Here is a 25,184-nt window from a genome sequence, read left to right as displayed (position 1 = left end):
TAACATGGCGCGCTGATTGAATCACCGCCATCGCACCGACACGGAGAGGGGCCTTGCGACTGTTACACACCTCCGACTGGCACCTGGGGCGGCAGCTCCACGGTGTGTCCCTGCTGCCGGACCAGGCCCACGTGCTGGCACAAATCGTCGACATCGTGCGCGAAGAAGCGGTGGATGTCGTGGCCATCGCCGGCGACATCTACGATCGCTCGGTGCCGCCGGCGGAGGCCGTGGAACTGCTGGGCGCAACCCTGCGCAGCCTGTGCCTGGAACTGGGCCGGCAGGTGGTACTGATCGCCGGCAACCACGACGGCCCGGAACGACTGGGCTTCGCCGCCGAGCTGCTGGTCGATGCCGGCCTGCATATCGCCGGCCCGCTGCGGGACAGCCTGTCGCCGGTTACGCTCGCCCTGGCGGGCGGCGAGCTCGATATTTTCTGCCTGCCCTACGCCGGGCCAGCCACGGTGCGGCAGGTTTTCGGCGAGGCGGTGAGTACCCACGAAGAGGCGATGGCGGCCCTGCTGCGGCGCGTGGACGATCAGCGAAGGGCGGATCGGCCGAGTGTGGTCATGGCGCACTGTTTCGTGGACGGCGGCGAGGAGAGCGACTCCGAGCGGCCCCTTTCCCTGGGCGGGGCGGACCGGGTGCCGGCGGCGTTGTTCGAGCCCTACACCTACACCGCGCTGGGCCACCTCCACCGCCCGCAACAGCGCGGCGCCGAACACATCCGCTACAGCGGTTCGATCCTCAAGTATTCCTTTTCCGAGGCCGCGCACCGCAAATCGGTAACCCTGGTGGATATCGCCCAGGGCGGGGACGTGGCTATATCCCAGCGCGAACTCACCCCGCTGCGGGAACTCAGGGTCCTAGAGGGCCCCCTGGACACGCTGCTGCGCCAGGGCGAAAGCGATCCCCGGCGGGAGGACTATATCTGCGCCCGCCTCACCGACACCGCGGCCCAGCTGGATGTGATGGGCAAGTTGCGCGCCCTCTACCCCAATGTGCTCCAGGCCCAGTTGCTGGCCCGGGAGTACAACGGGCAAGGCCCCGTGGCCAGCCGCGAGATGCTGAAGAAATCCCACCTGGACCTGTTCGGTGAATTTTTCGAGGAGGTTCAGGGCGAGCCCCTCGCGCGGGACCAGGCGGACTACCTGAAGGCGGTGCTCGACACCCTGCACGCGGAGGGCGGGCTGTGAGGCCACTGACCCTGACCATGCAGGCTTTCGGGCCCTTCGCCGGCCGGGAGAGCATCGATTTCGCCGAACTCGGCGAGGCGCCGCTGTTCCTGATCAACGGTCCCACCGGCGCGGGCAAGACCACCATCCTCGACGCCATCTGCTACGCCCTCTACGGCACCACCACCGGCGCCGAGCGCGAGGGGGCGCAAATGCGCTGCCAGTACAGCCCGCCGGAGCTGCTGACCGAGGTCTGTCTGCGCTTTGAATTGAATGGCCAGTGCTACCAGATCACCCGACTGCCGGAGCAGGCGCGCCCCAAGCAGCGCGGCGACGGCACTACCGTGCAGAAGGCGCGGGCGGAACTGTACCGCCTGGGCGAGGACGGCGACACCGCCACTGGCAAGTTGCTGGTGGAACAGAAGGTGACCGATGCCAACCGCGTGGTGCGCGAACTGACCGGCATGAACGCCGACCAGTTCCGCCAGGTCATGGTGCTGCCCCAGGGCCAGTTTCGCAAACTGTTACTGGCGGATTCCCAGGAGCGGGAACAGATCTTCCAGTCGCTGTTCCAGACCGGCGTTTACAAACAGATCGAGGAGCGACTCAAGCAAGCCGCCATCGACATCCGGCGCGACTACGAAGCCGGCAATAACAAGCTTCGCGGGATTCTGGAGGCGGGGGAGGTGGTCGACGAAGCGGCGCTCGACGGCGAATTGGAGCAGCTGTCGCCACAGCTCGAGCAACAACAGGCCGCTTACCGGGAGGCCTATGACCGCTGGCAGCAGGCCGAGCGGCAATTGACCCGCGCCCGCCATGCCACCCAGACCCGCCAGCGACGGCGGCAGGCCGAGGCCGAGTTGGCCGCGCTGCTATCCCGAGAGCCCGAGGTGTCCGGCAAGCGCGAGCAATTGCGTTGGGCCATCGCCGCCGCGCAGCTGGAACCCGCCCGCCGCCGGTTGGCGGAGTGCGCGCAGGCAGAGGCGCGCGCGCGCGACGAGGAGGCCGTGGCCGGCGAACAGCTCGATATCGCGGGCAAGGCCATGGAGTCCAGCCGCGAAGCCCTCGCCATCGAAGAGGCCAGGGAACCCGAGCGGTCGGCGTTGCGGCAGTCAGTGGCGGAACTGGAATCCCTGCGGCCGCTGGCGTCCCGCCTCGGGGAGGCCGGACGGGAAGCGGAGCAGGGCGCCACCGCGCTGACCCGCGCCCGGCGCGCCGAATCCGGGGCTCGCGAGACGCTGCGGCGAGCCGCGGAGGAGCGGCGGGCACTGGCGCAGGATATCGACGCGCTGCGCCTCGGGATTGGCGCGGCCCAGGGCGTGGAGCTGGCGCTACACCGGGCTCGCGAGGCCTTGGCCAATGCCCGGCGCCTGGCGGACCTCCAGCAAACCCTCGACACCGCGGGCCGGCAACTGGCCGCGGCCAGGGCGCGGCGCGAGCAGCTGGCGGCGGAGAGTGGGGGGGAGCAGGTCGCGCTCACCGCCCTGCGGCGGGACTGGCATCTGGGCCAGGCCTGGCTGTTGGCAAGGCAGCTTGAGGCCGGGCAGCCCTGTCCGGTGTGCGGCAGCGAGGAGCATCCGGCGCCCGCCAGCACCGAAACCGCGGTGCCCGACGACGCGGCCCTGGAAGCGCAGGAAACGCGCTGTGCCGAGGCGGAGCGACGACTGGCCAGCTGCGACCGCGACACCGCCGCGCTGGCTGCCGAGTGCGAGGCGATCGGGCAGCAGCATCGGGCGCTTGTCGCAAGCGCCGGCGATGCCGCCAGCCATGAACCGCAGGCCCTGCAGCGCCAGGTTGAGCAATTGCAGCGCCAGGAATCGCAATTGATTCGTGACCGGGAACGCCTGCAGGCACTGGAGTCACGGGTGGCGACCAGCGATAACGCGGTGGCGGCGGCGGAAGCGACCCTGGCGCGCGACGTGGAGGCCGCGGTGGCTGCCGGGCAGGCGCTGAGCGCGGCGCGCGCGCGGCTGGAACAAATCGAGGCCGAGTTGCCCCCCGAGTACCGCACCGAGTCCGCGCTGGCGGGGGCGCTGGCCCGACAGCGCAAACAACTCGATAGCCTGGACAGGGCCCTGGCCGAGGCGCGATCGGCGCATGCCCGGGCGGATAAACAACAGGCCGTTGCGGTGACCAGCGCCGCCAGCGCCACCCGGCGTCGCGAGGCCTGTGTGGCGGAGGCCGGGGCTACCGCCCGGGACTACGAGCAGGCGCTGGCCTCCAGTCCCTTCGCCAGCGACGACGAGCGCGCCCGGGCGGCACTGACGGAGGCGCGGCGCCAATCCCTGCAAGCAGAGCTCGAGCAACACGACCGGGCCGTCGCCGAGACGCGCTCCAGACTGCAAACCCTGGAGCGGGAGCTCGAAGGCGAGCCGGAAGAGGACCTGGAAGCCCTGACCGCGGCGGAACAGGTCGCGCGCGAGCAGCGCGACACGGCGCTGCGCGCGCGGCAATCGAGCGAGGCGCGGCGCGACAGCCTGCTGTCGACCCGCGACAAGCTGGAACGCCAGCGCGCCGCCAACAGTGAGCTGGAGGGACGCTATCGGGTGGTGGGTACGCTGGCGGACGTCGCCAGCGGCCAGGGGGGCGCCCGCATCAGCCTGCAGCGCTACGTGCTGGGGGTGCTGCTGGACGACGTGCTCGCCCAGGGCAGTCAGCGCCTGCTGAAAATGTCTGGCGGGCGCTACCAGCTGATCCGCAAACTGGACCCGAACAAGGGCAGGAAAGCGGCGGGACTGGACCTGGAAGTCCACGACGATTTCACCGGCGCCGCGCGGCCGGTGGCCACCCTGTCGGGCGGCGAGAGCTTTATGGCGGCCCTGTCGCTGGCCCTGGGCCTGTCCGACGTGGTGCAATCCCAGGCCGGCGGCATTGCCCTGGACACCCTGTTCGTGGACGAGGGCTTTGGTTCGCTGGACAGCGAGGCGCTGGAACTGGCGATCAATACGCTGCTGGATTTGCAGCGGGCGGGCAGAATGGTGGGTATTATTTCCCATGTCAGCGAATTGCGGGAACAAATGGACCTGCGCATCGACCTGCACGCGGGGCGGCAGGGCAGTCGCCTCGACATCGTCTCGCCTTTTGCCGGTGGGGCGAGCGCAAAAGCCGGATAGAAAATAGAGACATTTTGTATATGCAATCATTTAGCGAAATTCACCAGCGCGCCGTGGAGCGCCAGGGCGGCAAGGCGGCACTGGGCAGGTTATTGCCCGCGGTCAAGAGCCCGCGCCAGCTGGCGCGCACCGACGATCATCGCTGGCTGTCGGAGATGGCGCGCTGCGTTTTTCAGGCGGGTTTCGTCTGGCGGGTGGTGGACAACAAGTGGGAGGGTTTCGAGGAAGTCTTTTTCGGTTTCCCGCCGGAAAAGATCGTTATGTTGAGCCCCGAGCAGATCGACCGTTTCGCGCAGAATCCGCTGATTATCCGCAATCGCCAGAAAGTGATCAGCGTCCAGCACAACGCCCGCTTCGTGCTGGACACCGCGCGGGAACACGGCGGTTTTGGCAAGTTCGTCGCCCGCTGGCCGGATGAGGACCTGGTGGGCCTGTTCGCGCACCTCAAGCGCCACGGCAGCCGCCTGGGGGGCATGACCGGCCAACGCGTGTTGCGCAACATGGGGCGGGACACCTTCCTGATCACCGGCGATGTGGCGCGCTGCCTGCGCGACGCCGGACTGGAAATCGCCAGCAATCCGGGCAGCAAACGGGATCTCGCGCGAATCCAGGATGTGTTCAATGGCTGGCACCGTGAGAGCGGGCTGCCCTACAGCCACATCAGCCGTATTTGCGCCTGCTCGCTGTAGAGCCCGGGCACCTCCACTGGCGGCACAGCGCGGTATAAAGGTAGACAAAAACTAAAAATAAGTCTAAATTTAAACCGAAAGGTGCTTAAAAGGAGCTCCCGATGCCCCAGGCGCTTCCCGTTCGCTCGGACCAGGAAATCGTTACCACCGCCCTGCTTGAGGCGGGGAGCTACCTCGGCCTGACCCTGGCGCAGCTCGCCACGGTGGTCGGGGTGAGTGTCGCCACCATGAAGAACTATTCCCGCGGCAGCGCCTGCCTGAGCAATGACAAGGCGACCGAGCTGGCCCTGGGACTGGTGCGCGTGTACCGCTCCCTCTACGCCATCGTCGGTGGCAACCGGGAGCAAATGCAACACTGGATGCGTACCGCCAACTCCCACCTGCGCGATACCGCGCCCGCCGACCTCGTCGCGACCTACGAGGGCCTGGCGATGGTAAACCACTATCTCGACGGCATGCGCGGCCGGCTTTGATCGACAGGGCCCTGCTGCGGACCGGCCCCTCGGGCGGGCATATCTGGCGCATCGTCGAGCACCAGGAAGAGGCGGCGACCCGCAATATCACCCGCTCGTCGTCGGAACAGGGCAGGCTGGAACAGCTGCTGGACGCCCACAAACCGGCCTACCCCCCGGCCACCAGCCACCTGAACTGGATTCTGCGAGCGCCGTTTCGCTATCCCCCCCTGCGTCACGGTTCGCGCTTTGGTCCGCCGACTGAAATGGGCATTCTCTACGGGGCCCGCGAGCGCAATACCGCGATGGTGGAGGCCGCGGTTTACCTGTGGCTGTTCCAACAGGGTTTGTCCGACCTGGGGCCGCTGGAGGTCATACAGGATGGCCGCAGCGCCTTGCATTTTCCGGTGTTTCACCCCAGCACCGCGGACCTTACCGCCGACCCGCTCAGGGATTGGTGGCCGCGTATTTCCGACCCTGCCGACTACAGTTTTTCCCAGCCCCTGGGCTCCGCCCATCGCCAGGCGGGGAGCGGGATGATCTGGTTTCATTCCGCGCGCTGGCCGGCCGGGGTGAATTGCGCGGTGCTCGATCCCGCCGCCATCCACTCCGGCACGGTTCCCGCGCAGCAGCAGTGGAACCTGCGCATCGATGTTACCGCCTGCTGGTGGGGCCGGCCGGGCGGCGAGCAATTCGAGGTGGGCTACGGCGAGGTCGCCGACGCCACCGGGCGCATTACCCACCCGGCGCTGGCGAGCGGCAGCCTTCCGTCCAGTCATGCGATGCGGTAGCGCCTGCTTGCGGTGATGCGCTGTCACACTGTCATACTTGCGACAAACTTTCCCCGGACGCCGGCCTATACTGCAAGGCTCTAGCGGGTCACGGGCTCGCAAGGGCTTCATTCCGGGCGCGGATTCGCTAAATACACCCTCGAATCTAAACTAGGGTTTGCGCTGTCACGCGGACGGCGACATCGGCGCAACATACCGAGAGGACATAAAAACCATGGCGGACAACCAGAGCAGTCATAAGCCTCCCTACCGATCCACGGTCATGAAAAGCGGCCCCATCAAGGCCGCGGCCCGCGCGATGTTGCGGGGCATGGGCCTGGACGACGAGGATATTGCCCAACCCTTTGTCGGCGTGGTTTCCAGCCACGGTGAAATGAGTCCCTGCAATATGCGTCTCGCCGAAGTAGCCGAACACGCGCGCCGCGGTATCTATCGGGGTGGCGGAACACCGCGCGAATTCAACACCATATCGGTGTCGGACGGCCTGGTGAACGGCCATACCGGGATGCACTTCTCCCTGATGTCGCGCGAATTGATCGCCGACAGCATCGAGATTGTCATGCGCGCTCACCAGTACGACGGCCTGATGTGCATCGGCGCCTGTGACAAGAACTTTCCCGGCATGATGATGGCCCTGACCCGGCTCAATGTGCCCGGCGCCTTTATCAATGGCGGCCCGGCCATTGCCGGGCGCTACAAGGAAGCGCCGGCGGAGATCAAGACGGTCGCCGAATACACCGGCAAGCTGATCGCCTCGCAGACCGACGAGCAGGAGCTGGAAGACGTTTCCCGTGCCGCCTGGCCCGCATCTGGTTGCTGTGCCGGGCAGTTTACCGCCAACACCATGGGCATGGTGGCGGAGGTGCTGGGGTTTGCGCCGCTGGGTTCCAGCACCATCCCCTCGATTCATTCCCAGCGCCAGGCCATGGCGCGAGGGGCAGGGCGACAGTTGATGCGCTCGGTGGAGGCCAACTTCCCCCTGCCGCGGGACCTGGTCACCCGCAACAGCCTCGAGAATGCCTGCGCCGCGGTGGCGGCCACCGGCGGCTCCACCAATGCCGTCCTGCACATTCCCGCCATCGCCAACGAGGCGGGCATCGAGTTTACCATCGAGGATGTGGCCGAAGTGTTCGCCCGCACGCCGCTGCTTACCCACCTCAGCCCCAGCGGGCCCTACCTGTATCCGGACTTGCACGAGGTGGGGGGCGTTCCGGTTATTCTCAAGCAACTGCTAAAAGGCGGATATTTGCATGGCGACTGCCTGACCCTGTGCGGCGAAACCCTGGCCGACGCGCTGGCCGACGCGCCGGAGGCGGACGGCAGGGTGGTGGAGCCGGTTGAGACACCCCGCTCCAGTCATGGTGGCCTGAAAATACTCAAGGGGAACCTGGCGCCGGATGGCGCCGTGATCAAGACCGCGGGGCTGGAGAGCCAGCGCTTTACCGGTCCGGCCCGGGTGTTTGAATCCGAGGAGCAGTGCCTGCAGAGCCTGCTGTCACACCAGATCCGGGACGGCGATGTGGTCGTGATCCGCAATGAAGGGCCGGTCGGCGGTCCCGGCATGCGGGAAATGGTCACCGTCACCGCGCTCCTCTACGGCATGGGCAGGGGCGAGAGCGTGGCGATGGTCACCGACGGCCGGTTTTCCGGCGCCTCGCGCGGCTTCTGCGTGGGCTATGTGACGCCGGAAGCCGCGCATGGTGGCCCGATCGCACTGGTGGAGGAGGGCGACACCATTGATATCAACCTCAACGAAAATTCCCTGGTTTTGCAGGTGGACGAAGCGCTACTGCGCGAACGCGAGCGCGGACTGGCGCGGAATGACCCGAGTGGCAAGGGCTATATCGCCGCGGCTGGCTACGCGCAGAAGTACATCGCCAGCGTCGGCCCGGCCAATCGCGGCGCCGTTACTCACAACGGCAACGTCGATTGGCGCAATGAAGCTGATCACTAATCAATTGGCACTGGCATTGGAGCCGGTCCGGCATAGGGAGTCGACATGTCCACAATCAAACTAGCCCTGGCCACCGAGTTGCCGCCGGCCCTGATGGAAGCGATGGCGCAAATTGGCGAGCTGGTGGTGGCGGGGCGGGACCCTGTCCTCATGACGGACTGCACCGTCTATGTCACCAGCCCGATGAGTGCTGTTGACGCCAGCTTGATCGCCGATTTTCCGGACTCGATGGGACTGGTGGCCAGCATTGGTGTCGGCACCGACCATATCGATCTGCCCGCCGCCAGCGAGCGGGGCCTGATGGTCAGCAATACACCGGTGGTTACCGAGGACACGGCGGATTTGGCCATGGCGCTAGTGCTGGCTACCTGTCGCCGGCTGAATCGCTGCGAGCAGTTGCTGCGCTCCGGCGACTGGGCCGGCGCCCAGCAGAACCTCGGGCAACGGGTACACGGCAAAACCCTGGGCATTGTCGGCTTCGGTGACATCGGCCAGGCGGTGGCGTATCGCGCCGCCGGCTTCAATATGAATCTGCTCTACCATGGACCGAACCGCAAGCCCGAGGCCGAGCAAGCCACAGGCGCGAGCTACTGTGACACACTGGCGCAACTACTCGCCGCAAGTGATATCGTCTCCCTGAACTGTCCGTTGACGGATGCCACCCGGCACCTGATCAACGCCGCCGCCCTGCGGCAGATGAAGGCCGGCGCGGTGTTGATCAATACGGCGCGCGGGCCGCTGGTGGATGAGCGCGCCCTGGTGGAAGCGCTGGCGAGCGGCCATCTCGGCGCCGCCGGTCTCGATGTTTTTGAGTTCGAACCACAGGTCACGCCGGCCCTCAAGGATTTTGCCAATGTGACCCTGCTGCCCCATATTGGCAGCGCCACGGGCGAGTGCCGAACGGATATGGCGCTGCGATTACTCGGCAATATCCGGTCCTATATTCAGCTGGGCGCCCCCGAAGACCGTTGCGTTTGATGAGTGCGCCAAACAAGGAGTCCTACATGAGCATTTTCGATGTCGTTCCCGTCACCGCGGAAGATCACCGACGGCGCGCCCGTCGGCGCGTGCCGCGTTTTCTCTTCGACTATCTCGACGGCGCCGCCAACGACGAACTGACACTGCGCGCCAATGTCAGCGACGTTCGAGCCCTGCGATTGAAACAGCGGGTGATGCGCGACGTATCCTCGGTCAGCACCGACTGCGAGATGCTGGGCTTCAAGGCGCGCATGCCGCTGGTACTGGCCCCGGTGGGGATGGCCGGTATCTATGCCCGCAGGGGTGAAGTGCAGGGCGCGCGCGCGGCGGGTAATCAACAGGTGCCGTTTACGCTTTCCACCGTGGGTATCTGCCCGCTGGAAGAGGTACAGGCCGCGACGCACGCGCCTTTCTGGTTCCAGCTGTACATGCTGCGCGACCGGGAGTTTATCCTGCGCTTGCTGCAGCGCGCCAAGGCCGCCGGTTGTACTACACTGGCTTTCACCGTCGACCTCCCGCTTCCGGGAATGCGCCTGCGGGACTACCGCAACGGCATGCTCGGCGGCGGGCTGCCCGGCAAGCTCAGCAAACTGGCCCAGCTCGCCATCAGTCCGGCCTGGGCCTGGGATGTGGGCATCAAGGGCAAGCCGCACACCTTCGGCAATATCGCGGAGAAAATCCCCAACCCCGAAGACCTGGACCTTTACAAGACCTTTATCGACTCCCAATTCGACCCCAGCTGTACCTGGGACGACATACGCTGGCTGCGGGAACAGTGGGAGGGCAAGCTGTTGGTGAAGGGGGTCATGGAAGCCGACGATGCCCGCGCCGCGGTAGACGCCGGTTGCGACGCGGTCCTGGTGTCCAACCACGGCGCGCGGCAGCTGGATTCCGTGGCTTCCTCCATTGCCAAATTGCCCGGCGTGGTCGACGCGGTGGGCGAGCAGGTGGAAGTCTATGTCGATGGCGGCATCCGCAGCGGTATCGACACCGTGAAGGCACTCTGCCTGGGCGCTCGCGGGGTTTTCCTCGGCCGCCCCTGGATCTACGCCCTGGCCAGCAGGGGGCAAGCCGGTGTCGAACAGCTGCTTGAGCTGTTTCAAAAAGAAATGGCCACCGCGATGGCGCTGATGGGTGTTAATTGCCTGGAAGAACTGGGTCCCGACCTGTTAGATTGACGCCGGGTTCGCGAACCGGCGAACACCTGACAACGACATAAGACACGGAAGCATCTGCATGACAATCGAGACCCTGATCGGCTATCTCGGCCTGCTGGGCGGGCTGGTTTTGTTGATTCGGCTGGCGCTGAGCGGCGTCAATATCATCCTGGCGGCGCTGCTGAGTGCGGCGCTGGTCATCCTCACCAATGGCCTGCCGATCGCCGCGGGCCTGGGCGAGTACTTCTCCTTTGGCCCTCTCGGCGCCTTCACCTTCGCCGGCAAGTTCTTCCTCCTGTTCGCCGCTGGCGCGATGTTTGGCCGGGTAATGGGGGAGAGCCACGCCGCCTCCAGCATCGCCATGGCCCTGGTGCGCAAGCTGGGGGCGCAGCGGGTGCTGTGGATCGCGGTGATGGCCGCCTCCCTGCTGACCTATGGCGGGGTTGTCGTATTCGTGGTGATCTTCGCGATGTATCCGCTGGGACTGAAACTGCTGGAACAGGCCGATGTACCCAAACGCCTGTTTTGCGCGGCACTGGCCCTAGGTTCCGGCACCTACACCCTGACCGCGCTGCCGGGCACGCCCTCCATTCACAACGTCATCGCCTCGGTGGCGCTGGGTACAGACCTGTTCGCCGGCGCCTGGCTCGGCCTGCTGGGCGGATTGATCATGTTCGGGCTGGGCATGTGGTACCTGGAGCGCCAGCGCCTGCTGGCGGCCCGCCATGGCGAGGGATTTACTCCGGGCCCGATGGATCACAGCCTGAACAGCGATCCCGGCGAGGAGCACTATCCTTCGTGGCCGCTGGCCCTGCTGCCGCCGCTGGTGGTGCTGGGCACGATCCTGTTGCCCCGGCTGGTCACGCTGGCGCTCGGCGACGACGCGGCGAACCACGCGCTGCTGGCGTTCGCCAACAGCCAGCCGGTGGTGTGGCCCAGCCTGGCACTGATGGGCGGCACCTTGCTGTGCGTTCTCCTGTTCCGGGAGCTGCGGGGCAAGGCCCTGCACACGGTAGGGCAGGGCACCCAGGATTCCATCATGCCCCTGATCAATACCGCCGCGGTGATCGGCTTTGGCGGCGTGGTTACCCACACCGAGGGTTTCCAGCAGTTCGTGCAGTTGATGCTCGATGCGCCCCTGCCGCCGCTGCTATCGATGTTTACCTCTATCAGCATGATCTCGGCCATTACCGGCTCGGCTTCTGGTGGACTGCAGATATTCATGAGCACCATGGCCGACGGTTATCTCGCCGCGGGTATCGCTCCCGGGACCCTGCACCGCCTCGCCACGATGGCCGCGGGTGGCTTTGATTCCCTGCCCCATTGCGGCGCGGTGGTGGCGATGTTGACCATCACCGGCCTGTCCCACAGGCAGGCCTATAAGGATGTGGGGGTTGTCACGGTGGTGATTCCGGTGATCGCGACACTGTTCTGCATGGGCGCGGCCGGGCTATGGGCGTGAACGGCCCAGCCGCCAGTATTCCCGCAATCGACGCCCCAGCAGGCCGGGCTTCTCGGCGTAGACCCGCGCGCCGAGGCGCAGCGCCTCGCTGCGCAGTGCGCGGCTGCGACGGTACAGTTCCGCGAGCGCCTGCTCGCGCCCATCCTCCGTGGAATCGGCGGCTTCAAGCTCGAGTCGCCGGGCCAGTACCAGGAGATCGTGCTCGTCGCCAAGGAGCTCGCCGAGGCGCGCCGCTTCCCGGTAGTGGGTGCGTAAAACCGCGGGCCACAGCGGGCGCAACAATTTAAGGTGGTAGCCGTGATACTTGACCACCTTGCGCCACTGGTGAAAATCCCCGGGCTCGCTACCGCGGCGGAGTGTTTTCATCTGCCGTTTGCCACGGCGGTACATGCGCAGCAAGCCCGGCCGCAGAATTTCAAAGCCGCGGCTTTGCAGCGGCCACCGCGCGATCCGCTCGCGGCCCTCCCGCAGGCGGTCGGCGCATTGCGCCAGTGCTTCCCGGGCGCGGATGTCCGCGGCGCTTGTCGAAACCCCCTCACCGGCATCGGCGCCCGCCAGGGATTGCCGGGTGCGCGCCGCCTGCTGCGTATCCCGGATATCCGACAACAGGCGCGCGGTGTCCCGATACCAGCGGTTCTCCAGGGCGTACTCATCGCCCAGTTCGTCGGCCACCAGGCGTAGCAGGGCGCGCATCTTCTTGCAGCGTTTGCGCACCTGGTGGACGGCGGTTTCCGCCGACAGGGTGTCGTCCCCGATTTCCCCCAGGCCCCGGTCCACTTGCTGACGGGCGATACGCCGGACTTCCTTCGCGGCATTTCTGTGTGGTTTCAGTGCGAAAGCCATGCGGATTCCTGGGTGATCACTGTATTTTCATCGCCACTGGCGGTAGGGATGCCTGGCGAGGCTGGCATTGTAGTAGCGCGGATCGCCGGTTACTTCCTCGCCCACCCAGGCGGGCAGGGGGACTAGTTGGTCCTCGGATTCCAGTTCGATCTCGGCCACCACCAATCCAGTGTTGTCCCCCAGGAATTCGTCCACTTCCCAGGTAAAGCCCGCGTGCTCGACCTCGAAGCGGCGCTTTTCGACCAGGGGGCCAGGGCACAGGCTCGCGAGCATGTCCCGCGCGTCATCCGCCGGGATGGCGTACTCGTATTCGGCGCGGGTGGCGCCGGTCGTGGGACCCTTGATCGTCAGCCAGGCCCGCTCTCCAGCCAGGCGGACTCTCACCGTCGTGCCACCGCCGCCGCCGAGGTAGCCCTGGCGCATCAATTGCCCCTTGCCCGCGCGCCAGTCTGTATTGCGTACCAGGAACTTGCGCTCGATTTCCAATGCCATTGCCCGCTGTGATCCCCGCTGTTGTGCCTCAGTCGTGACCTCCAGTATAGGCTACCGGCGCGCTAGGTTTCCCACTGGCAATTGAGCGGGTCATAATCCCGCGCGAACTGGGGTATGATCGTGTCACAGCCACTGGGGACCGCCGCGGTCCAGGGAGTCGGGGGATGCGCTATTTCCACGAGACATTGATCGTGGTCGCTTTTCTGTCACTGCTATCGGCCTGTGGCGCTTCTCCCCCGAAGGCAACCCATGCGCAAGCCCCGACGGCGCTGATAGACCGTGAGATCCTGTTCGGCAATCCCACGCGATTCCAGGGCAGGGTGAGTCCCGACGGCCGCTGGATGAGTTTTCGCGCGCCGCTCGAGGGGGTCATGAACCTGTGGCTGGCCCCCGTGGGCCAGATTGAAGCCGCGCGGCCGATTACCCGCAATACCGGGGGTGGTATCCCGGCGCATTTCTGGGCGCTGGACAGCGAGAGCGTGCTGTACATCGAAGACCAGGGCGGCGATGAAAACTGGCATATCTACCGCGTCGATATCGCCTCCGGCCGTATACAGGACCTGAGTCCCTTCGCCGGGGTGCAGGCGCAGTTCATCGCCCAGAGCGAGCGCCATCCCGGCGTGGCGGTGATCGGCATGAACGACCGGGACCCCCGCTGGCACGACGTTTACCGGGTCAACCTGGCCACGGGCGAACGCACCCTGTTGGCCCGCAACGACCGGTTTTCCGCAATACACGTCGACAACAACCTCGAGGTGCGACTGGCCACCGCGCAGACCCAGGGCGGCGGCGCCACTGTCTATCGTCGCGATGGCGACGCCTGGCGCGAGTTGCTGGACATTCCGCCCGAGGATTATTTCAGTACCCGCATAGTCGGTTTCACCGGCGACAACAGCGCCTTCTACATGGTGGACAGCCGCGGCCGCGACACCGCGGCGCTGGCCCGGGTGAACGCCGCCACCGGAGAGAGCCGGACCATGGCGATGGCGGAAGACGCCGACATCAGCGACGTGCTGGTCCACCCGCGCACCCACAAGGTCATCGCGGTGGCGGCCAACCGCCACCAGCGACGCTGGCAGGTGCTGGACGAGCGCTACGCCGAGGACTTCCGGGTGCTGGCCGAACAGTCCGGGGGCGACGTGCAGATCCTCGCCGCCACCCTCGACGGCGAGCAGTGGGTTGCCTTCCTGAGCCCCAGTGATGCCTCCCCGGTGTACGCTTTGTACGATCGCCAGTCGAAGACGCTCGAACCGCTGTTTGTGACCAACACCCGGCTCGCCGGCCTGCCGCTGGCGCCCAAGCACAACGAGGTCATTACCTCCCGCGACGGCCTGCCCCTGGTGTCCTACCTGACACTGCCGGTGGACAGCGACGCCGACGGCGACGGACGCCCCGAACAGCCGCTGCCGCTGGTGCTGTTGGTGCACGGCGGCCCCTGGTCCCGCGATAGCGCGACTTACTCCGGCGAGGTGCAGTGGCTGGCCAACCGCGGCTACGCGGTTCTCGAGGTCAACTTCCGCGGCTCCACCGGCTTCGGCAAGGCTTTCACCAATGCCGGCAACCACGAGTGGGCCGGCAAGATGCACGACGACCTGATCGACGCCGTGGATTGGGCCGTCGCGCGGCGCGTTGCCCGGCGTGACCGGGTGGGGATCATGGGCACCAGTTACGGCGGCTATGCCACCCTGGTGGGCCTGACCTTTACTCCCGAGACTTTCGCCTGCGGGGTGGATGTCGTGGGGCCGTCGAACCTGAATACCTTGCTCAATTCCATTCCCCCTTACTGGGCGGGGTTTCGCCGCTCCCTGGTGGCAGCGATCGGCGATCCGGATACCGAGAAGGGCCGGGCACTGCTTGCCGCCCGCTCCCCGGTTAACCGGGTGGAGGCCATCCAGCGCCCGCTGTTGATCGGCCAGGGGGCCAACGACCCCCGGGTCAAGCAGGCCGAATCCGACCAGATCGTCGGGGCCATGCGGGACCGGGACATCCCGGTGACTTACGTGCTGTTCCCGGACGAGGGCCACGGTTTCCGCCAGCCGGAGAATTCAATGGCCTTTTACGCGGTGGCCGAGCGCTTCCTCGGCGAGTGCCTGGGTGGGCGGGTACAAGCGATTGGCGATGACTTCACGGGCTCCAGTATCCAGGTGAAGGCCGGAGCATCCCATGTGCCCGGTGTCGCGGAGGCATTGGCGAACTAGCCGGCGATACGCCCCGTTCGCTGGCAGCCGATCGCTCTTGCATCGATGCCGCCGCGCTAGGCAAGATGGACTGTCTCTGTTTCCAAGGCGACCACAAGCGGTCGGGCGAGGGCGGCAATGCGCGTGTTTTTCGGTATCGAACTGGACCAGGCAACGGCGCTGGCTATCGGCGACTGGCGCGACCGCCAATTCAGCCACTGGGCCCGGCCCGTGCCCGTGGCCAATTTCCACATCACCCTGGCTTTTGCCGGCGAGCTGTCGGATTTCGACATCGACACCCTGTGCCTGGCGGTGGATGAATGGGTACTCGGCAGCCAACTTCCCGGCGCCGCGCTGGAGCTGAACCAGACCGGCTTCTGGCCCGCGCCGGGACTCTACTGGCTGGGGCCATCCCAGTGGCCGGAGTCGCTGGACACCCAGGCCAGCCGCCTGCGGCACCTGGTGTCCTCGGTGGGCGCGCGCAGGGAGCGCAAACGCTTCCAGCCCCATATCACCCTGTTTCGCCGCTGTGACCGCTCTCCGCCAATGCCTGCGCAACCCCCGGCATTTACCCTCGACTATCGCAGCATTGTCCTGTTCGAGTCACGCCAGCAGCGCGATGGCGTGTCCTATCATGCGCTGCGGGAGTGGCCCCTGGCGGCGCCAGGTCGCAAAAGACCTTGAGCGAATGAACACAAGGCGCAACCCGGGGAACAGGCCCCTGGATAACAGACCGTCCCGGTTGGTCTGAATGACCAAACTCCCGACGGGAACCTGTGCCATCGGGGGAAGCAAGCCGGTGAACTGGCTGTGGCTCGTGACTTAAGCTGGTTCGCGACAAGTGCGGTGCCAATGCGCCGCGCTCTCTACCAGCAGCTTCATTGGACCTACTGTCATGTTTGCAATGATTATCGAGGAGACCGGCGGACCGGAGGTTTTTCAATACGCGGAGATTGACACGCCGCAACCCGGACCTGGGCAGGTGCTGATCCAGGTCGCTTGTGCCGGCGTCAATCCCGCGGACTGGAAAAACCGCCAGGGACACCTGGCCCCGTTCCGCCCCTATGTGTTTCCCTACATCATCGGTTTTGACGCCGCCGGCGTCGTCGCGGCCGTCGGCGAGGGCGTTACCGACCCGCGGGTGGGAGACCGGGTATTCAGCCCCACCAACCACGGCCAGGGCGGGCAGGGGAGCTACGCGCAATATACCCTCGCCGACACCGACCGGGTGGCGCGGATTCCCGATGGCCTGGATTTCGCCCAGGCGGCGGCGCTGCCGGTAGCCGCACTCACCGCCTGGCAGGGCCTGTTTGACCGGGGTGGCTTGCGCGGCGGGCAGCGGGCCCTGATTCACGGCGGTTCCGGTGGTCTCGGCAGTTTCGCCGTGCAGTTCGCGCGCTGGGCTGGGGCCCGGGTCGCCGCTACTTGTTCGACGCCCAATGTGGCTTACCTGCGCGAACTCGGCGTGGAGCGGGTTATCGACTATCGCAGCGAAGATATCGCCGCGGCGGTTTCGGAGTGGGCGCCGCGGGGCCTGGATTTCCTGATGGACGCGGTGGGCGCGAGCACCCTGCCCGCGGGCCTGGACCTGGTGCGGGCAGGTGGTACTTTCGTCAGTATTCCGACACTGGTCGACGACGGCGACATTCCCGCGGCGGCGGCCGCCGCCGCGGAAAAGCGCGTAAACCGTATCTTCTCCACCATGGATGACACCGACTGTGCCGCCACCCTGGAAACCATCGCCGGTCTGCTGGTGCGCGGTGAAATCACGCTACCGCCGGTGCGCGAGTTCGATTTGCGAGACGTGGCCGAGGTACACCGCGGCCTGGAACGGGGGCACAACCGCGGCAAGATGGTACTCAGGGTGGCCGACCTTTAAAGCGTGGCGATAGTGGGGAACGGCTGAAAATTAACCACAAGCCGGTCGCTTTCATTGAACCAGGCGCCACCGCGAGTCCACGCCGGGCCGCGGTCCCGTTTACGCCGCCGGGATTGTTGGCAAGATAGGCGCACCATCGGCACAGCGAGAGCAGGATATGGCGAACTCCATGCGGGTATTCCAGGGCGGCACCGCGGTCATCACCGGCGCGGGGTCCGGCATCGGCGAGGGGCTGGCGCGGGTGGCCGCGGAGCAGGGCATGCGCGTTGTCCTGGCGGATATCGCCGGGGACCGGGCCGAGGCCGTGGCCGAGTCCATTCGCGGGCAGGGCGGCGAAGCGCTGGCCCTGGTTGTGGATGTCTCGGAGCCCCAGTCACTGGACCGGCTGGCGGCGCAAAGCCAGGAGGCCTTTGGCGATGTTATGTTGCTGGTCAACAATGCCGGAGTGGAAACCCTCGGCTTCAGCTGGGAGCTGAGCGCCGAACAGTGGGAGAAAACCCTCAATATCAACATCCACGGCGCCATTCACGGTGTCCGCGCTTTCGCCCCGCGCATGCTCGCCGCGGGCAAGCCCGCCTGGATCGCCAATACCGCGTCCATCGGCGGGCTGGGCATGATGCCCATACAGACTTCCTACATCCTCAGCAAGCACGCCATGATTTCCTTCAGCGAGTGCCTGTCCCTGGAGATGCAGCTCAAGCAGGCGCCGATTCACGTCGCCGCCATCCTGCCGGGGCCGGTGGCCACGCGCATCTTCGCCGACGGCGGCACCAGCGCCGACGCGGGCAGCGAACAGCACCGCGCGATGATGCACAACATGCTGGAAGCCGACGGAATCAGTGGCGAGGAGGCCGCGCGGCGCATCCTTCCGCAACTGGCCGCGAGAGAATTCTGGGTGTCCACGCACCCGGAGATCACCCGCGAATTCGCCGGCAACCGGGCGCGACACCTGGCCGGACTGGAGCAGCCCGCACTGCCCGCGGAGGTACTGGCCGCGATGGGACTCGCGGTGGAGAGTTAAGGCACGGCGACAACGCCGCGCCCACAGTGGTCGGCCGGGGGCCTATTCGTCAAAAGCCTCCCGGTGGGCTTCGCGCAGTTCCCGCTTGAGAATCTTGCCGGAGGGATTGCGCGGCAGGTCCTGCGCGAGGATGATTTTCTTCGGCACCTTGAAGGTCGCGAGGCGCTCGCCGCAATGGGCGATGAGCGCCCCGGCGTCGACTGCCACACCCTCGCGGGCGACCACCACCGCGACCACCGCCTCCACCCAGCGCGCGTGAGGCAGGCCGATCACCGCCACCTCGGCCACGCCGGGGTGCAGGTAGAGCGCTTCCTCCACCTCGCGGCCGGAGACGTTCTCGCCCCCGGTTTTGATCATATCCTTCTTGCGGTCGACGATGGTGAGATAGCCTTCCTCATCCACCGTCGCCAGGTCGCCACTGTGAAACCAGCCGCCGGTAAAGGCCTCCGCGGTTTTCTCCGGGTTGCGGAAATACTCCGTGAGCAACTGCGGAGAGCGGTGCACCACCTCGCCGACCTCGCCCACCGCGACATCCCTGCCGTTGTCATCCACCACTCGCGTTTCCACATGGAGCACCGGCCGGCCGGCGGAGCCCGGCTTGCGCAGCTGGTCCTCGGGCTTGAGTACGGTCGCCACCGGCGCGATTTCGGTCTGGCCGTAGAGGTTCCACAGGCGCAGCTGCGGAATGCGTTGCTGGATCTGCCGCAGCACCTCGACCGGCATGATAGAGGCGCCGTAATAGCCCTTGGCCAGGGCACTGAGATCGGTTCGGTCGAAGGCCGGATCGTTGAGCAGCGCGATCCACACCGTGGGCGGCGCGAAGAACGAAGTAATGGCTTCTTCCTGTAGCAGGCGCAGCAGATTCGCCGGGCTGTTGTCCGCGGTAATGACATTGCTGCCACCGACCTGGAGTGAGGGGCCCAGGAAACAGTCCAGCTGGGCGCAATGAAACAGCGGCAGGGCGTGCAACAGTTTGTCGCCGCCAGTAATTTCCGCGTCGGCGATCATACTGCCGTATTCCCACAGGACGGCGCCGTGGCTGAGTACGGCGCCCTTGGGCGCGGATTCGGTACCGCTGGTGTAGATGATTTGCGCCGCGGCGCTGCTGTCGATTGCCGGCAGCGCCGACAGCGGCTCGGCCGCCAGCAATTCCCCGAAGGCGTCGAGTCCGGCTGGCGCCGGTGCGTCCAGCGACAGCCACAGCAGGGCTTCCAGGTCCGGACACTGCCCGGCGGCCTCACGGGCCTTGTCCAGCTCGGTGTCGCCCACCAGCAGCAGTCGCGCGCCACTGTGTTGCAGGATGTAGGCGGCTTCGGCGGCGTTGAGCATGAAATTAACCGGCACCAGCACGGCACCGAGGGCCGCCACAGCAAAGCGGGCCAGGGCAAAGGCGTTGGAGTTGCGCGACAGGATTGCCACCCGGTCCCCCGGAACTATGCCGTGGGCCTGTAGGCCGCCCGCCGCGCGCAGGCACAAGGCGTGGAATTCGCGATAACTCCAGCTGCTGTCGCGGAACTGAATGGCCATGCCCTCGGGCTGCCGGGCGGCGCTACGTCGCAGGGCGTCAAACAGGGTTTGTCGGTGCAGGGTGGGATATGTCATGGGGCAGTACTCCTCGGCCGCCAAATTGCATTTATTGTGTTGCCATCATCGCCATCGCTTTCCATTCGCGCAATCCCTCGCGGTTGAACTGGTGTACTGTGCGGGGCTCCGCCCCGGTTGACACTCGTGTGGTGGTTGACGGTGTCTTGGCCCACCACCGATGATCGGTGCTCACCGCCACGGAGCTTCGTCGGGGATACGCAGCTATGATTATCGTACAGGACCGCATCGTCGCCACCGCCGCCAGGTTGCCGGCGATAGACAGACTGTTTCGGGAGCGCTACCGCGGTGCCGCCGGGGAGCGCGGATTGCAGTGGCTGTCGTCAGAGGTTTCTCCGCCGGTCAACATTGATGAGGCGCCCCTGACCCTCTGGGTTCGCTGGCGCCTGGCCGATGCCGGCGCTTTCTGGGCGATGCGCGCCCAGTCCGGCACCCCGGAAATCGCCGCTTTCTGGGCCGAAGTGGACCAATATTGTCAGTCCCGCGAACGCACCTACTTGCAGGACGCCGCCAGCGACCTGCCCGCGCCGACACTGACGACGGATGCGCCGGTCAATACCCGGGGTTACCGCGTTACCGCGCAACTGACCGTCAACGCGGGAGCGCAGGGGGCACGGGAGGCGCTGGCGCGGCGCCTGACGAAAGTCGCGGCCAACTTGCCGGGATTGGAGCTGGGTACCCTGGCGCCCAACCTGGCGCCGGAGTACGCCGCCGGACATTTTACCTGGGATCTCCTGTTCCCCGACGCGGCAACCGCCGCCAAGGCCTGGGACAGTGACGGCTGGCGCGAACAGGCGGCGCCGTGTCTCGCCGAACACTGCGGCGCGGTACATGCGCTGGCGCTCGAAACCATCGGCGGCGGCCTGCGCGAGCCGGACATCGCCGGCGGCATCAAGCGCACCGCCTTGTTCCGCCTGCTGCCGCACAGTGACGCCGACACCGCTCGCCGTTTCGAACAGGACCTGCTGGCCATGCCCCGACACATCGCGGAGATCCGCAACTGGCGCCTGAGCCGCGCGCGGCCCGTGGCCTGGCACCGCGCGGACGTCGCGCCCTGGTCCTATGTCTGGGAGCAGGAGTTCGCCACGCTGGATGGTTTGACGGGGCCCTACATGGCACACCCGCACCACTGGTCGCACATCGACCGCTGGTTCGACCCGGAGTCCGGGATACAGGCCATTGACGCGGGCCTGTCGCACGCCTTCGGCCCCTTCGATCACAGCCTGCTGGCGCGGGAACTGTCGGCGGCGCGGGACTGAATTCCAGCAGCACACAGGCAAACGTTGAGGACCGAGATATGGGAGCTTTGTTGAACGGGCGCATCGCCCTGGTCACCGGTGCCAGCCGCGGCATCGGCCGCGCGCTGGCCCGGCGCCTGGCCGCCGAGGGCGCCACGGTGGTGGTCGCCGCGCGCAGCCTGGACGCGGCGGGACCCTACGCCGGTACCCTGCGCGAAACAGTGGCCTTGATCGAAGAGAACGGCGGCAGGGCGCACCCGCTGGTTGCCGATCTGGAAAAGGACAGCGACCTGGCGGAGCTGGTGGGGCGTGTGGTGGAAGTGGCGGGCGGCCTGGATATCCTGGTCCATAGCGGCGGCAAGGCGGAATACGCGCCGACCGCGGACATGCCGCTGGCTACCTTCGATCGCACCATCGGCCACTACCTGCGCGCCCCCTTCACCCTGTACCAACACGCGGTGCCGGAAATGCGCAAGCGCGGCGCCGGCTGGATCGTCACCCTGGGCTCCGTCACGGCGTTGCCGCCACCGCGTCCCTTTGACGACTTCGCCACCCATGGCGGCGCCACCGTATACGCCGCCATCAAATCCGCGGTGCACCGCATGACCCAGGGGCTGGCCGCCGAGTTGTTGCCGGATAACATTGCGGTAAATACCCTGGCGCCGAGCACGGCGATACGCACGCCGGGAGCCGCGGAGTACATCCCCGAGAATTACCCTTCGGAGCGCATCGAATACATCGCCGAAACCGGCCTGGCGCTGTGCCATCGCCCGGCCGCCGAGTGTACCGGTCTCACCGCCTATAGCCTGCACTACCCGCACCACCACCGGTTGCCGGTGTACACACTGGATGGCCGGGAGCGGATCGCCGATCCCGAGCTGCCGGCTTACAGCCATCCTGAGATAGTGGCGTCTGGCCTGGCGGGTTGAATGGTGCAAACGGCCCTATCGCATACATACAGCAACAAAAAAGAGGACATTCCATGCCCCAATTGACCATGCGTTTCGACCTACGGCTGCCCCACTTTTTACACTGCACGCCGGCCGAGCAGTACCAGGCGGCGCTGGATCAGGCCGCCTGGGCGGACCGGATGGGGTTCAGTCATATCATGGTCAGCGAACACCACGGCGCCGAGGATGGCTATCTGCCATCGCCACTGGTGTTCCTGTCCGCCGTGGCGGCCCGTACCCGCTGCGTTCGCCTTATGCAGGCCGTGTTGCTGATGCCATTGCATCACCCGCTCAGGGTCGCCGAGGACGTCGCGGTACTGGACCTGATCAGCAACGGTCGTGTCGACCTGGTGTTGGGACTGGGCTACGCGCGCCAGGATTTCGAGAACTTTGGCGTGCCACTCAAAGGACGCGGCAAGTACATCGAGGAGGGCGTGGAAGTCCTCAAGGCCGCCTGGAGCGGTGACTGGTTTGAATACCAGGGGCGGCGGGTCCGGGTTACCCCGAGGCCGGTGCAGCAGCCGCGTCCCGGCATCCTGCTAGGGGGCAATTCCCGGGTTGCCGCCCGGCGCGCGGCGCGCATTGCCGATGGCTTTGTGCCCGGCAATCCCGAGGCTTTCGCCCACTACCGGGAAGCTTGCGCGGAACTCGGGCGCGAAACGCCCCAGTCCGGTGGCGGGGTAGGACCGGCCTTTCTGCACATCGCCGAGAACGTTGAACAGGCCTGGGAGCAGATCCTGCCCCACGCCCTCCACGAGGCCAATTGCTACGCCCAGTGGGAAAAGGAGGGCGGTATCGTCGGCCTCTACAACAAGCCCCAGACCGAGGACACCCTGCGCGAAAACCCCGAGTACCGCGTGGTGACCCCGGAGGAGTGCATTGAACTGTTTCGCCAGCTCGGCCCCGATGGCCGCGCCTTTGTACACCCGCTCATGGGCGGGCTCGATCCGCAGTTGGCCTGGAGCAGTTTGCGCCTGCTGGAGGAAAAGGTGTTGCCGGCCGTGCGCTAGGGCGTGAAATCAGGCCGACTTTTTCCGCAACCACCAATCGAGCCGGGTTTCCGGCTTGTAGTTGGTGCGCTTGGGCTTGGTCTCCGCCCGTTCTATCGTGAGTGCGTTCAGGTCGGCAACGACCGACCATATCGTACCAAACCCTTCCTTTTTGAGGTCCAGGCAGACACATTTATTCGACAGAATCTCCCTGGCGCTGTTCAGATCCATTGACGAAAGGGCGCTTAGACTGTCTTTTAGCGTAGTGGCGCGTTCGGTATTTTTGCTCCATTCGGTGCCGCCCTTGTCATGGGGTTTCATATCCGTGGAAACGAACTGGTTGGTAATGTAGATAAAATCCTCGCCGGGGGCGGGCCTTCGCACGTGGCTTTTTTCCGGCGCACTTTCAATAACAGCAAGGTCTCCCGATTGATCGGCCACCAGGAAATTGTTCGCGGTTGCAACCGGCGTTTCGCGGATGAGCTTGATGGCTTGCGCGGTTGTGCTGCAATTTTCCAGCACATTGCGAATGACCATATGAAAGCCAACGCCGGGTTGAGTGGACGTTCCATTCACAAACGACATCGCAATCGACAGGCCTGTCTCATTAATGCCGTCGACCTTGCCGATAAAGACGTCTGACTGGCCGATATAGGAATAGCGGTTTTGCGGTGCGACAAGGCTGCTCTCGGTAAACTTTTTGAACGCAAACAGCATGTCGTAGTTTCTGCCAATTATGACATTGCCGGTGTTCCTGTAGGCAAAAACACTGCACTGACCGCTGGTATCGAATATGCCAATACTCAGTAGGAATGCCGCGAGGTTATCCGGCGTGTCATTGATACCCTCGGCGAAACCTTCGATTTCCCGCACGACGTCGGGGTAATGCTCCCTGAGTATTTCAAATGACGCGAGACCGAAGTCGCGTTTTTCCCGGCTAATGGCAGGCAGTACAAATCCCGCTTTTTTATACAGGAGTTCCCCGTATTTACGCCCCATATCATAAAAATCACCGTACAGCCTTGGGTGGTACATAATTTATCCTTAACGCGGGTTGATACTGATCAAGCGACTTGGGTGACAAACCGACTGGAAGGCTAACGCAGCGATTCACATCTTAAAGCGGGGAATGTATTTCGCGCAACGGTTCTGCCCGGCGATTCCGTTGCGCCGTTCATCAGCGGCCGGGCAGGGAATGAACTCTTCCTCGTCCCCGGCGACTTTCGGAAAACGTTGCGCGATCCAGTCCGCCTTGGCCTGCTCGATGCGCTCCTTGCGGCTGGATACGAAGTTCCATTCGATAAAGCGTTCACTCACCTGCTCGCCACCGATGACCGCGATCCGCGCCTCGCGCGTCGCCTCCACGACAATACCCTGCCGGTCCGTGAAAACCGCCATGGCGTGCTCGGGAATGGCTGTGTCCCGCGCATTCAGCGCGCCGCTGGCGACGTACACCGCGCGCTCCTGTGCGTCCGGCAGTTGCAGGGATTGCCCGGCCTGCAAATGTGCCTCCACATACAGTGTGCTGGCGTAGGTCTTCACCGGGGAGGTGACGCCATAGGCCGTCCCCATCATCACCCGCAGGGGCACGCCGCCCACCTCAACGGCGGGAATCTCCCGGGAAGGGTAGTGATAAAAGGCGGGAGCGACTTCCTCGTCGTCCTCCGGCAGGGCGAGCCACAATTGCAGGCCGTGTAGGCGGTGAGCCGCCCTCGTGACTTCAGGGCGTTCACGTTCAGAATGCACGATGCCCCTGCCGGCAATCATCAGGTTGATGTCACCGGGGCGGATGGGCTGCAAACTGCCCAGCGAATCGCGGTGCAGGATCTCTCCCTCGAAAAGGTAGGTAACCGTTGCCAGGTTGACATGCGGGTGGGGCCTGACATTGATGCCCTGGCCCGGGGGAAAATCCACCGGCCCCATATGGTCAAAAAATATCCAGGGGCCGACCATCTTGCGCCCGACGACCGGAAGTACGCGCCTTACCGTAAATCCCCCCAGGTCCTTTTCCCGGGGCTTGATGATCATTTCGATGGCCCCGCAGTCGCTGTCGAGGTCGCAGGGCTGTTCCAGTTGCTGAAGCAGGTTACTCATGGTCTATCGCCTCCGCGCGGATCAATGATGCGACTTGTATCGCTAGAAAAATAGCCGAAGTCGATGGCTTACGCACGGTTTTGCTTCTCGCCGGATCGCCGGATCGCCGGATCGCCAAAAAACATAGT

The 25,184-nt window shown here is 65.5% G+C and carries 21 protein-coding genes; 16 read left to right on the top strand and 5 right to left on the bottom strand.

Features of this window, described 5'->3' with window-relative positions; genetic code table 11:
* Nucleotides 1–53 precede the first annotated feature (53 nt).
* The 9 genes from JYP50_RS13780 to JYP50_RS13740 all read left to right on the top strand — a co-directional run bounded on the left by JYP50_RS13780 (nt 54) and on the right by JYP50_RS13740 (nt 11,771).
* A complete protein-coding gene (locus JYP50_RS13780; protein WP_206561125.1) occupies nt 54–1,196 on the top strand; it encodes an exonuclease SbcCD subunit D in 1,143 nt (380 codons plus the stop codon).
* A complete protein-coding gene (locus JYP50_RS22015) occupies nt 1,193–4,288 on the top strand; it encodes an AAA family ATPase (RefSeq protein ID WP_206561124.1) in 3,096 nt (1,031 codons plus the stop codon). The genes JYP50_RS13780 and JYP50_RS22015 overlap by 4 nt, the downstream gene beginning before the upstream one ends.
* A 20-nt stretch (nt 4,289–4,308) precedes the next feature.
* Entirely contained in the window at nt 4,309–4,977 is a 669-nt protein-coding gene (locus tag JYP50_RS13770; protein ID WP_206561123.1) for a DNA-3-methyladenine glycosylase I, read from the top strand.
* A 101-nt stretch (nt 4,978–5,078) separates the two neighbouring features.
* Nucleotides 5,079–5,450, top strand: coding sequence for an antitoxin Xre/MbcA/ParS toxin-binding domain-containing protein (locus JYP50_RS13765; RefSeq protein ID WP_206561122.1), 372 nt, complete (start codon nt 5,079–5,081; stop codon nt 5,448–5,450).
* Complete coding sequence (locus JYP50_RS13760; RefSeq protein ID WP_206561121.1) at nt 5,447–6,220, top strand: RES family NAD+ phosphorylase; 774 nt, start codon at nt 5,447–5,449, stop codon at nt 6,218–6,220. Before JYP50_RS13765 ends, JYP50_RS13760 begins: the two co-directional genes overlap by 4 nt.
* Before the next feature lie 214 nt (nt 6,221–6,434).
* Nucleotides 6,435–8,174: a dihydroxy-acid dehydratase gene (locus JYP50_RS13755; protein ID WP_206561120.1), complete on the top strand. Its 1,740-nt coding sequence runs from the start codon at nt 6,435–6,437 to the stop codon at nt 8,172–8,174.
* A gap of 45 nt (nt 8,175–8,219) precedes the next feature.
* Nucleotides 8,220–9,152, top strand: a complete 933-nt coding sequence (locus JYP50_RS13750) for a 2-hydroxyacid dehydrogenase (RefSeq protein ID WP_206561119.1) — start codon at nt 8,220–8,222, stop codon at nt 9,150–9,152.
* Between the two features lie 26 nt (nt 9,153–9,178).
* A complete protein-coding gene (locus JYP50_RS13745; RefSeq protein ID WP_206561118.1) occupies nt 9,179–10,330 on the top strand; it encodes an L-lactate dehydrogenase in 1,152 nt (383 codons plus the stop codon).
* A gap of 58 nt (nt 10,331–10,388) precedes the next feature.
* Nucleotides 10,389–11,771, top strand: coding sequence for a GntP family permease (locus JYP50_RS13740; protein WP_241263137.1), 1,383 nt, complete (start codon nt 10,389–10,391; stop codon nt 11,769–11,771).
* Here JYP50_RS13740 and JYP50_RS13735 read toward each other — a convergent pair.
* Nucleotides 11,760–12,614 (bottom strand): CHAD domain-containing protein, encoded by an 855-nt coding sequence (locus JYP50_RS13735; RefSeq protein ID WP_206561117.1) that lies wholly within the window; start codon nt 12,612–12,614, stop codon nt 11,760–11,762. The genes JYP50_RS13740 and JYP50_RS13735 overlap by 12 nt on opposite strands.
* Before the next feature lie 27 nt (nt 12,615–12,641).
* Nucleotides 12,642–13,106, bottom strand: a complete 465-nt coding sequence (locus tag JYP50_RS13730) for a CYTH domain-containing protein (protein ID WP_206561116.1) — start codon at nt 13,104–13,106, stop codon at nt 12,642–12,644.
* 164 nt (nt 13,107–13,270) lie between these two features.
* On the opposite strand from JYP50_RS13730, the gene JYP50_RS13725 reads away from it, so the two are divergent.
* From JYP50_RS13725 to JYP50_RS13710, 4 genes are all read left to right on the top strand, one after another.
* The gene (locus tag JYP50_RS13725) at nt 13,271–15,304 is read left to right on the top strand and encodes a S9 family peptidase (protein WP_206561115.1); all 2,034 of its coding nucleotides are present in this window, start codon (nt 13,271–13,273) and stop codon (nt 15,302–15,304) included.
* Between the two features lie 117 nt (nt 15,305–15,421).
* Entirely contained in the window at nt 15,422–15,967 is a 546-nt protein-coding gene (thpR, locus tag JYP50_RS13720; protein WP_206561114.1) for an RNA 2',3'-cyclic phosphodiesterase, read from the top strand.
* Nucleotides 15,968–16,178: 211 nt separating this feature from the next.
* Nucleotides 16,179–17,162 carry a quinone oxidoreductase family protein gene (locus tag JYP50_RS13715; protein WP_206561113.1) on the top strand — a complete coding sequence of 328 codons (984 nt, stop codon included), beginning with the start codon at nt 16,179–16,181 and terminating at the stop codon, nt 17,160–17,162.
* Between the two features lie 157 nt (nt 17,163–17,319).
* Entirely contained in the window at nt 17,320–18,183 is an 864-nt protein-coding gene (locus JYP50_RS13710; RefSeq protein WP_206561112.1) for an SDR family NAD(P)-dependent oxidoreductase, read from the top strand.
* Nucleotides 18,184–18,225: 42 nt separating this feature from the next.
* Here JYP50_RS13710 and JYP50_RS13705 read toward each other — a convergent pair whose 3' ends face one another.
* Nucleotides 18,226–19,785 (bottom strand): fatty acyl-CoA synthetase, encoded by a 1,560-nt coding sequence (locus tag JYP50_RS13705; RefSeq protein WP_206561111.1) that lies wholly within the window; start codon nt 19,783–19,785, stop codon nt 18,226–18,228.
* A gap of 206 nt (nt 19,786–19,991) precedes the next feature.
* Here JYP50_RS13705 and JYP50_RS13700 point away from each other — a divergent pair, with 206 nt between their 5' ends.
* The 3 genes from JYP50_RS13700 to JYP50_RS13690 are packed head-to-tail and all read left to right on the top strand — an operon-like array spanning nt 19,992 to nt 22,983.
* Nucleotides 19,992–21,044 (top strand): Dabb family protein, encoded by a 1,053-nt coding sequence (locus JYP50_RS13700; RefSeq protein ID WP_206561110.1) that lies wholly within the window; start codon nt 19,992–19,994, stop codon nt 21,042–21,044.
* Between the two features lie 38 nt (nt 21,045–21,082).
* The gene (locus JYP50_RS13695; protein WP_206561109.1) at nt 21,083–21,952 is read left to right on the top strand and encodes an SDR family NAD(P)-dependent oxidoreductase; all 870 of its coding nucleotides are present in this window, start codon (nt 21,083–21,085) and stop codon (nt 21,950–21,952) included.
* A 53-nt stretch (nt 21,953–22,005) separates the two neighbouring features.
* Complete coding sequence (locus tag JYP50_RS13690) at nt 22,006–22,983, top strand: LLM class flavin-dependent oxidoreductase (protein WP_206561108.1); 978 nt, start codon at nt 22,006–22,008, stop codon at nt 22,981–22,983.
* A gap of 9 nt (nt 22,984–22,992) precedes the next feature.
* Here JYP50_RS13690 and JYP50_RS13685 read toward each other — a convergent pair whose 3' ends face one another.
* Both JYP50_RS13685 and JYP50_RS13680 read right to left on the bottom strand, forming a co-directional pair.
* Nucleotides 22,993–23,997, bottom strand: coding sequence for a C45 family autoproteolytic acyltransferase/hydolase (locus tag JYP50_RS13685; protein ID WP_206561107.1), 1,005 nt, complete (start codon nt 23,995–23,997; stop codon nt 22,993–22,995).
* Between the two features lie 75 nt (nt 23,998–24,072).
* A complete protein-coding gene (locus JYP50_RS13680; protein ID WP_206561106.1) occupies nt 24,073–25,056 on the bottom strand; it encodes a pirin family protein in 984 nt (327 codons plus the stop codon).
* Nucleotides 25,057–25,184: the final 128 nt, after the last annotated feature.

The sequence above is a fragment of the Parahaliea mediterranea genome, from assembly GCF_017255185.1.
Taxonomy (GTDB): Bacteria; Pseudomonadota; Gammaproteobacteria; order Pseudomonadales; family Halieaceae; genus JAFKCZ01.
This window is presented reverse-complemented; position numbering and strand designations above follow the sequence as displayed.

What these genes read in the sequence shown, in the direction of transcription:
- JYP50_RS13750 (WP_206561119.1), top strand. Translation starts at nt 8,220, where the DNA reads ATGTCCACAATCAAACTAGCCCTGGCCACCGAGTTGCCGCCGGCCCTG.
- JYP50_RS13770 (WP_206561123.1), top strand. Translation starts at nt 4,309, where the DNA reads ATGCAATCATTTAGCGAAATTCACCAGCGCGCCGTGGAGCGCCAGGGC.
- JYP50_RS13700 (WP_206561110.1), top strand. Translation starts at nt 19,992, where the DNA reads ATGATTATCGTACAGGACCGCATCGTCGCCACCGCCGCCAGGTTGCCG.
- JYP50_RS13715 (WP_206561113.1), top strand. Translation starts at nt 16,179, where the DNA reads ATGTTTGCAATGATTATCGAGGAGACCGGCGGACCGGAGGTTTTTCAA.
- JYP50_RS13735 (WP_206561117.1), bottom strand. Translation starts at nt 12,614, where the DNA reads ATGGCTTTCGCACTGAAACCACACAGAAATGCCGCGAAGGAAGTCCGG.
- JYP50_RS13765 (WP_206561122.1), top strand. Translation starts at nt 5,079, where the DNA reads ATGCCCCAGGCGCTTCCCGTTCGCTCGGACCAGGAAATCGTTACCACC.
- JYP50_RS13705 (WP_206561111.1), bottom strand. Translation starts at nt 19,785, where the DNA reads ATGACATATCCCACCCTGCACCGACAAACCCTGTTTGACGCCCTGCGA.
- JYP50_RS13680 (WP_206561106.1), bottom strand. Translation starts at nt 25,056, where the DNA reads ATGAGTAACCTGCTTCAGCAACTGGAACAGCCCTGCGACCTCGACAGC.
- JYP50_RS13710 (WP_206561112.1), top strand. Translation starts at nt 17,320, where the DNA reads ATGGCGAACTCCATGCGGGTATTCCAGGGCGGCACCGCGGTCATCACC.
- JYP50_RS13730 (WP_206561116.1), bottom strand. Translation starts at nt 13,106, where the DNA reads ATGGCATTGGAAATCGAGCGCAAGTTCCTGGTACGCAATACAGACTGG.
- thpR (WP_206561114.1), top strand. Translation starts at nt 15,422, where the DNA reads ATGCGCGTGTTTTTCGGTATCGAACTGGACCAGGCAACGGCGCTGGCT.
- JYP50_RS13740 (WP_241263137.1), top strand. Translation starts at nt 10,389, where the DNA reads ATGACAATCGAGACCCTGATCGGCTATCTCGGCCTGCTGGGCGGGCTG.
- JYP50_RS13745 (WP_206561118.1), top strand. Translation starts at nt 9,179, where the DNA reads ATGAGCATTTTCGATGTCGTTCCCGTCACCGCGGAAGATCACCGACGG.
- JYP50_RS13685 (WP_206561107.1), bottom strand. Translation starts at nt 23,997, where the DNA reads ATGTACCACCCAAGGCTGTACGGTGATTTTTATGATATGGGGCGTAAA.
- JYP50_RS13695 (WP_206561109.1), top strand. Translation starts at nt 21,083, where the DNA reads ATGGGAGCTTTGTTGAACGGGCGCATCGCCCTGGTCACCGGTGCCAGC.
- JYP50_RS13690 (WP_206561108.1), top strand. Translation starts at nt 22,006, where the DNA reads ATGCCCCAATTGACCATGCGTTTCGACCTACGGCTGCCCCACTTTTTA.
- JYP50_RS13755 (WP_206561120.1), top strand. Translation starts at nt 6,435, where the DNA reads ATGGCGGACAACCAGAGCAGTCATAAGCCTCCCTACCGATCCACGGTC.
- JYP50_RS13725 (WP_206561115.1), top strand. Translation starts at nt 13,271, where the DNA reads ATGCGCTATTTCCACGAGACATTGATCGTGGTCGCTTTTCTGTCACTG.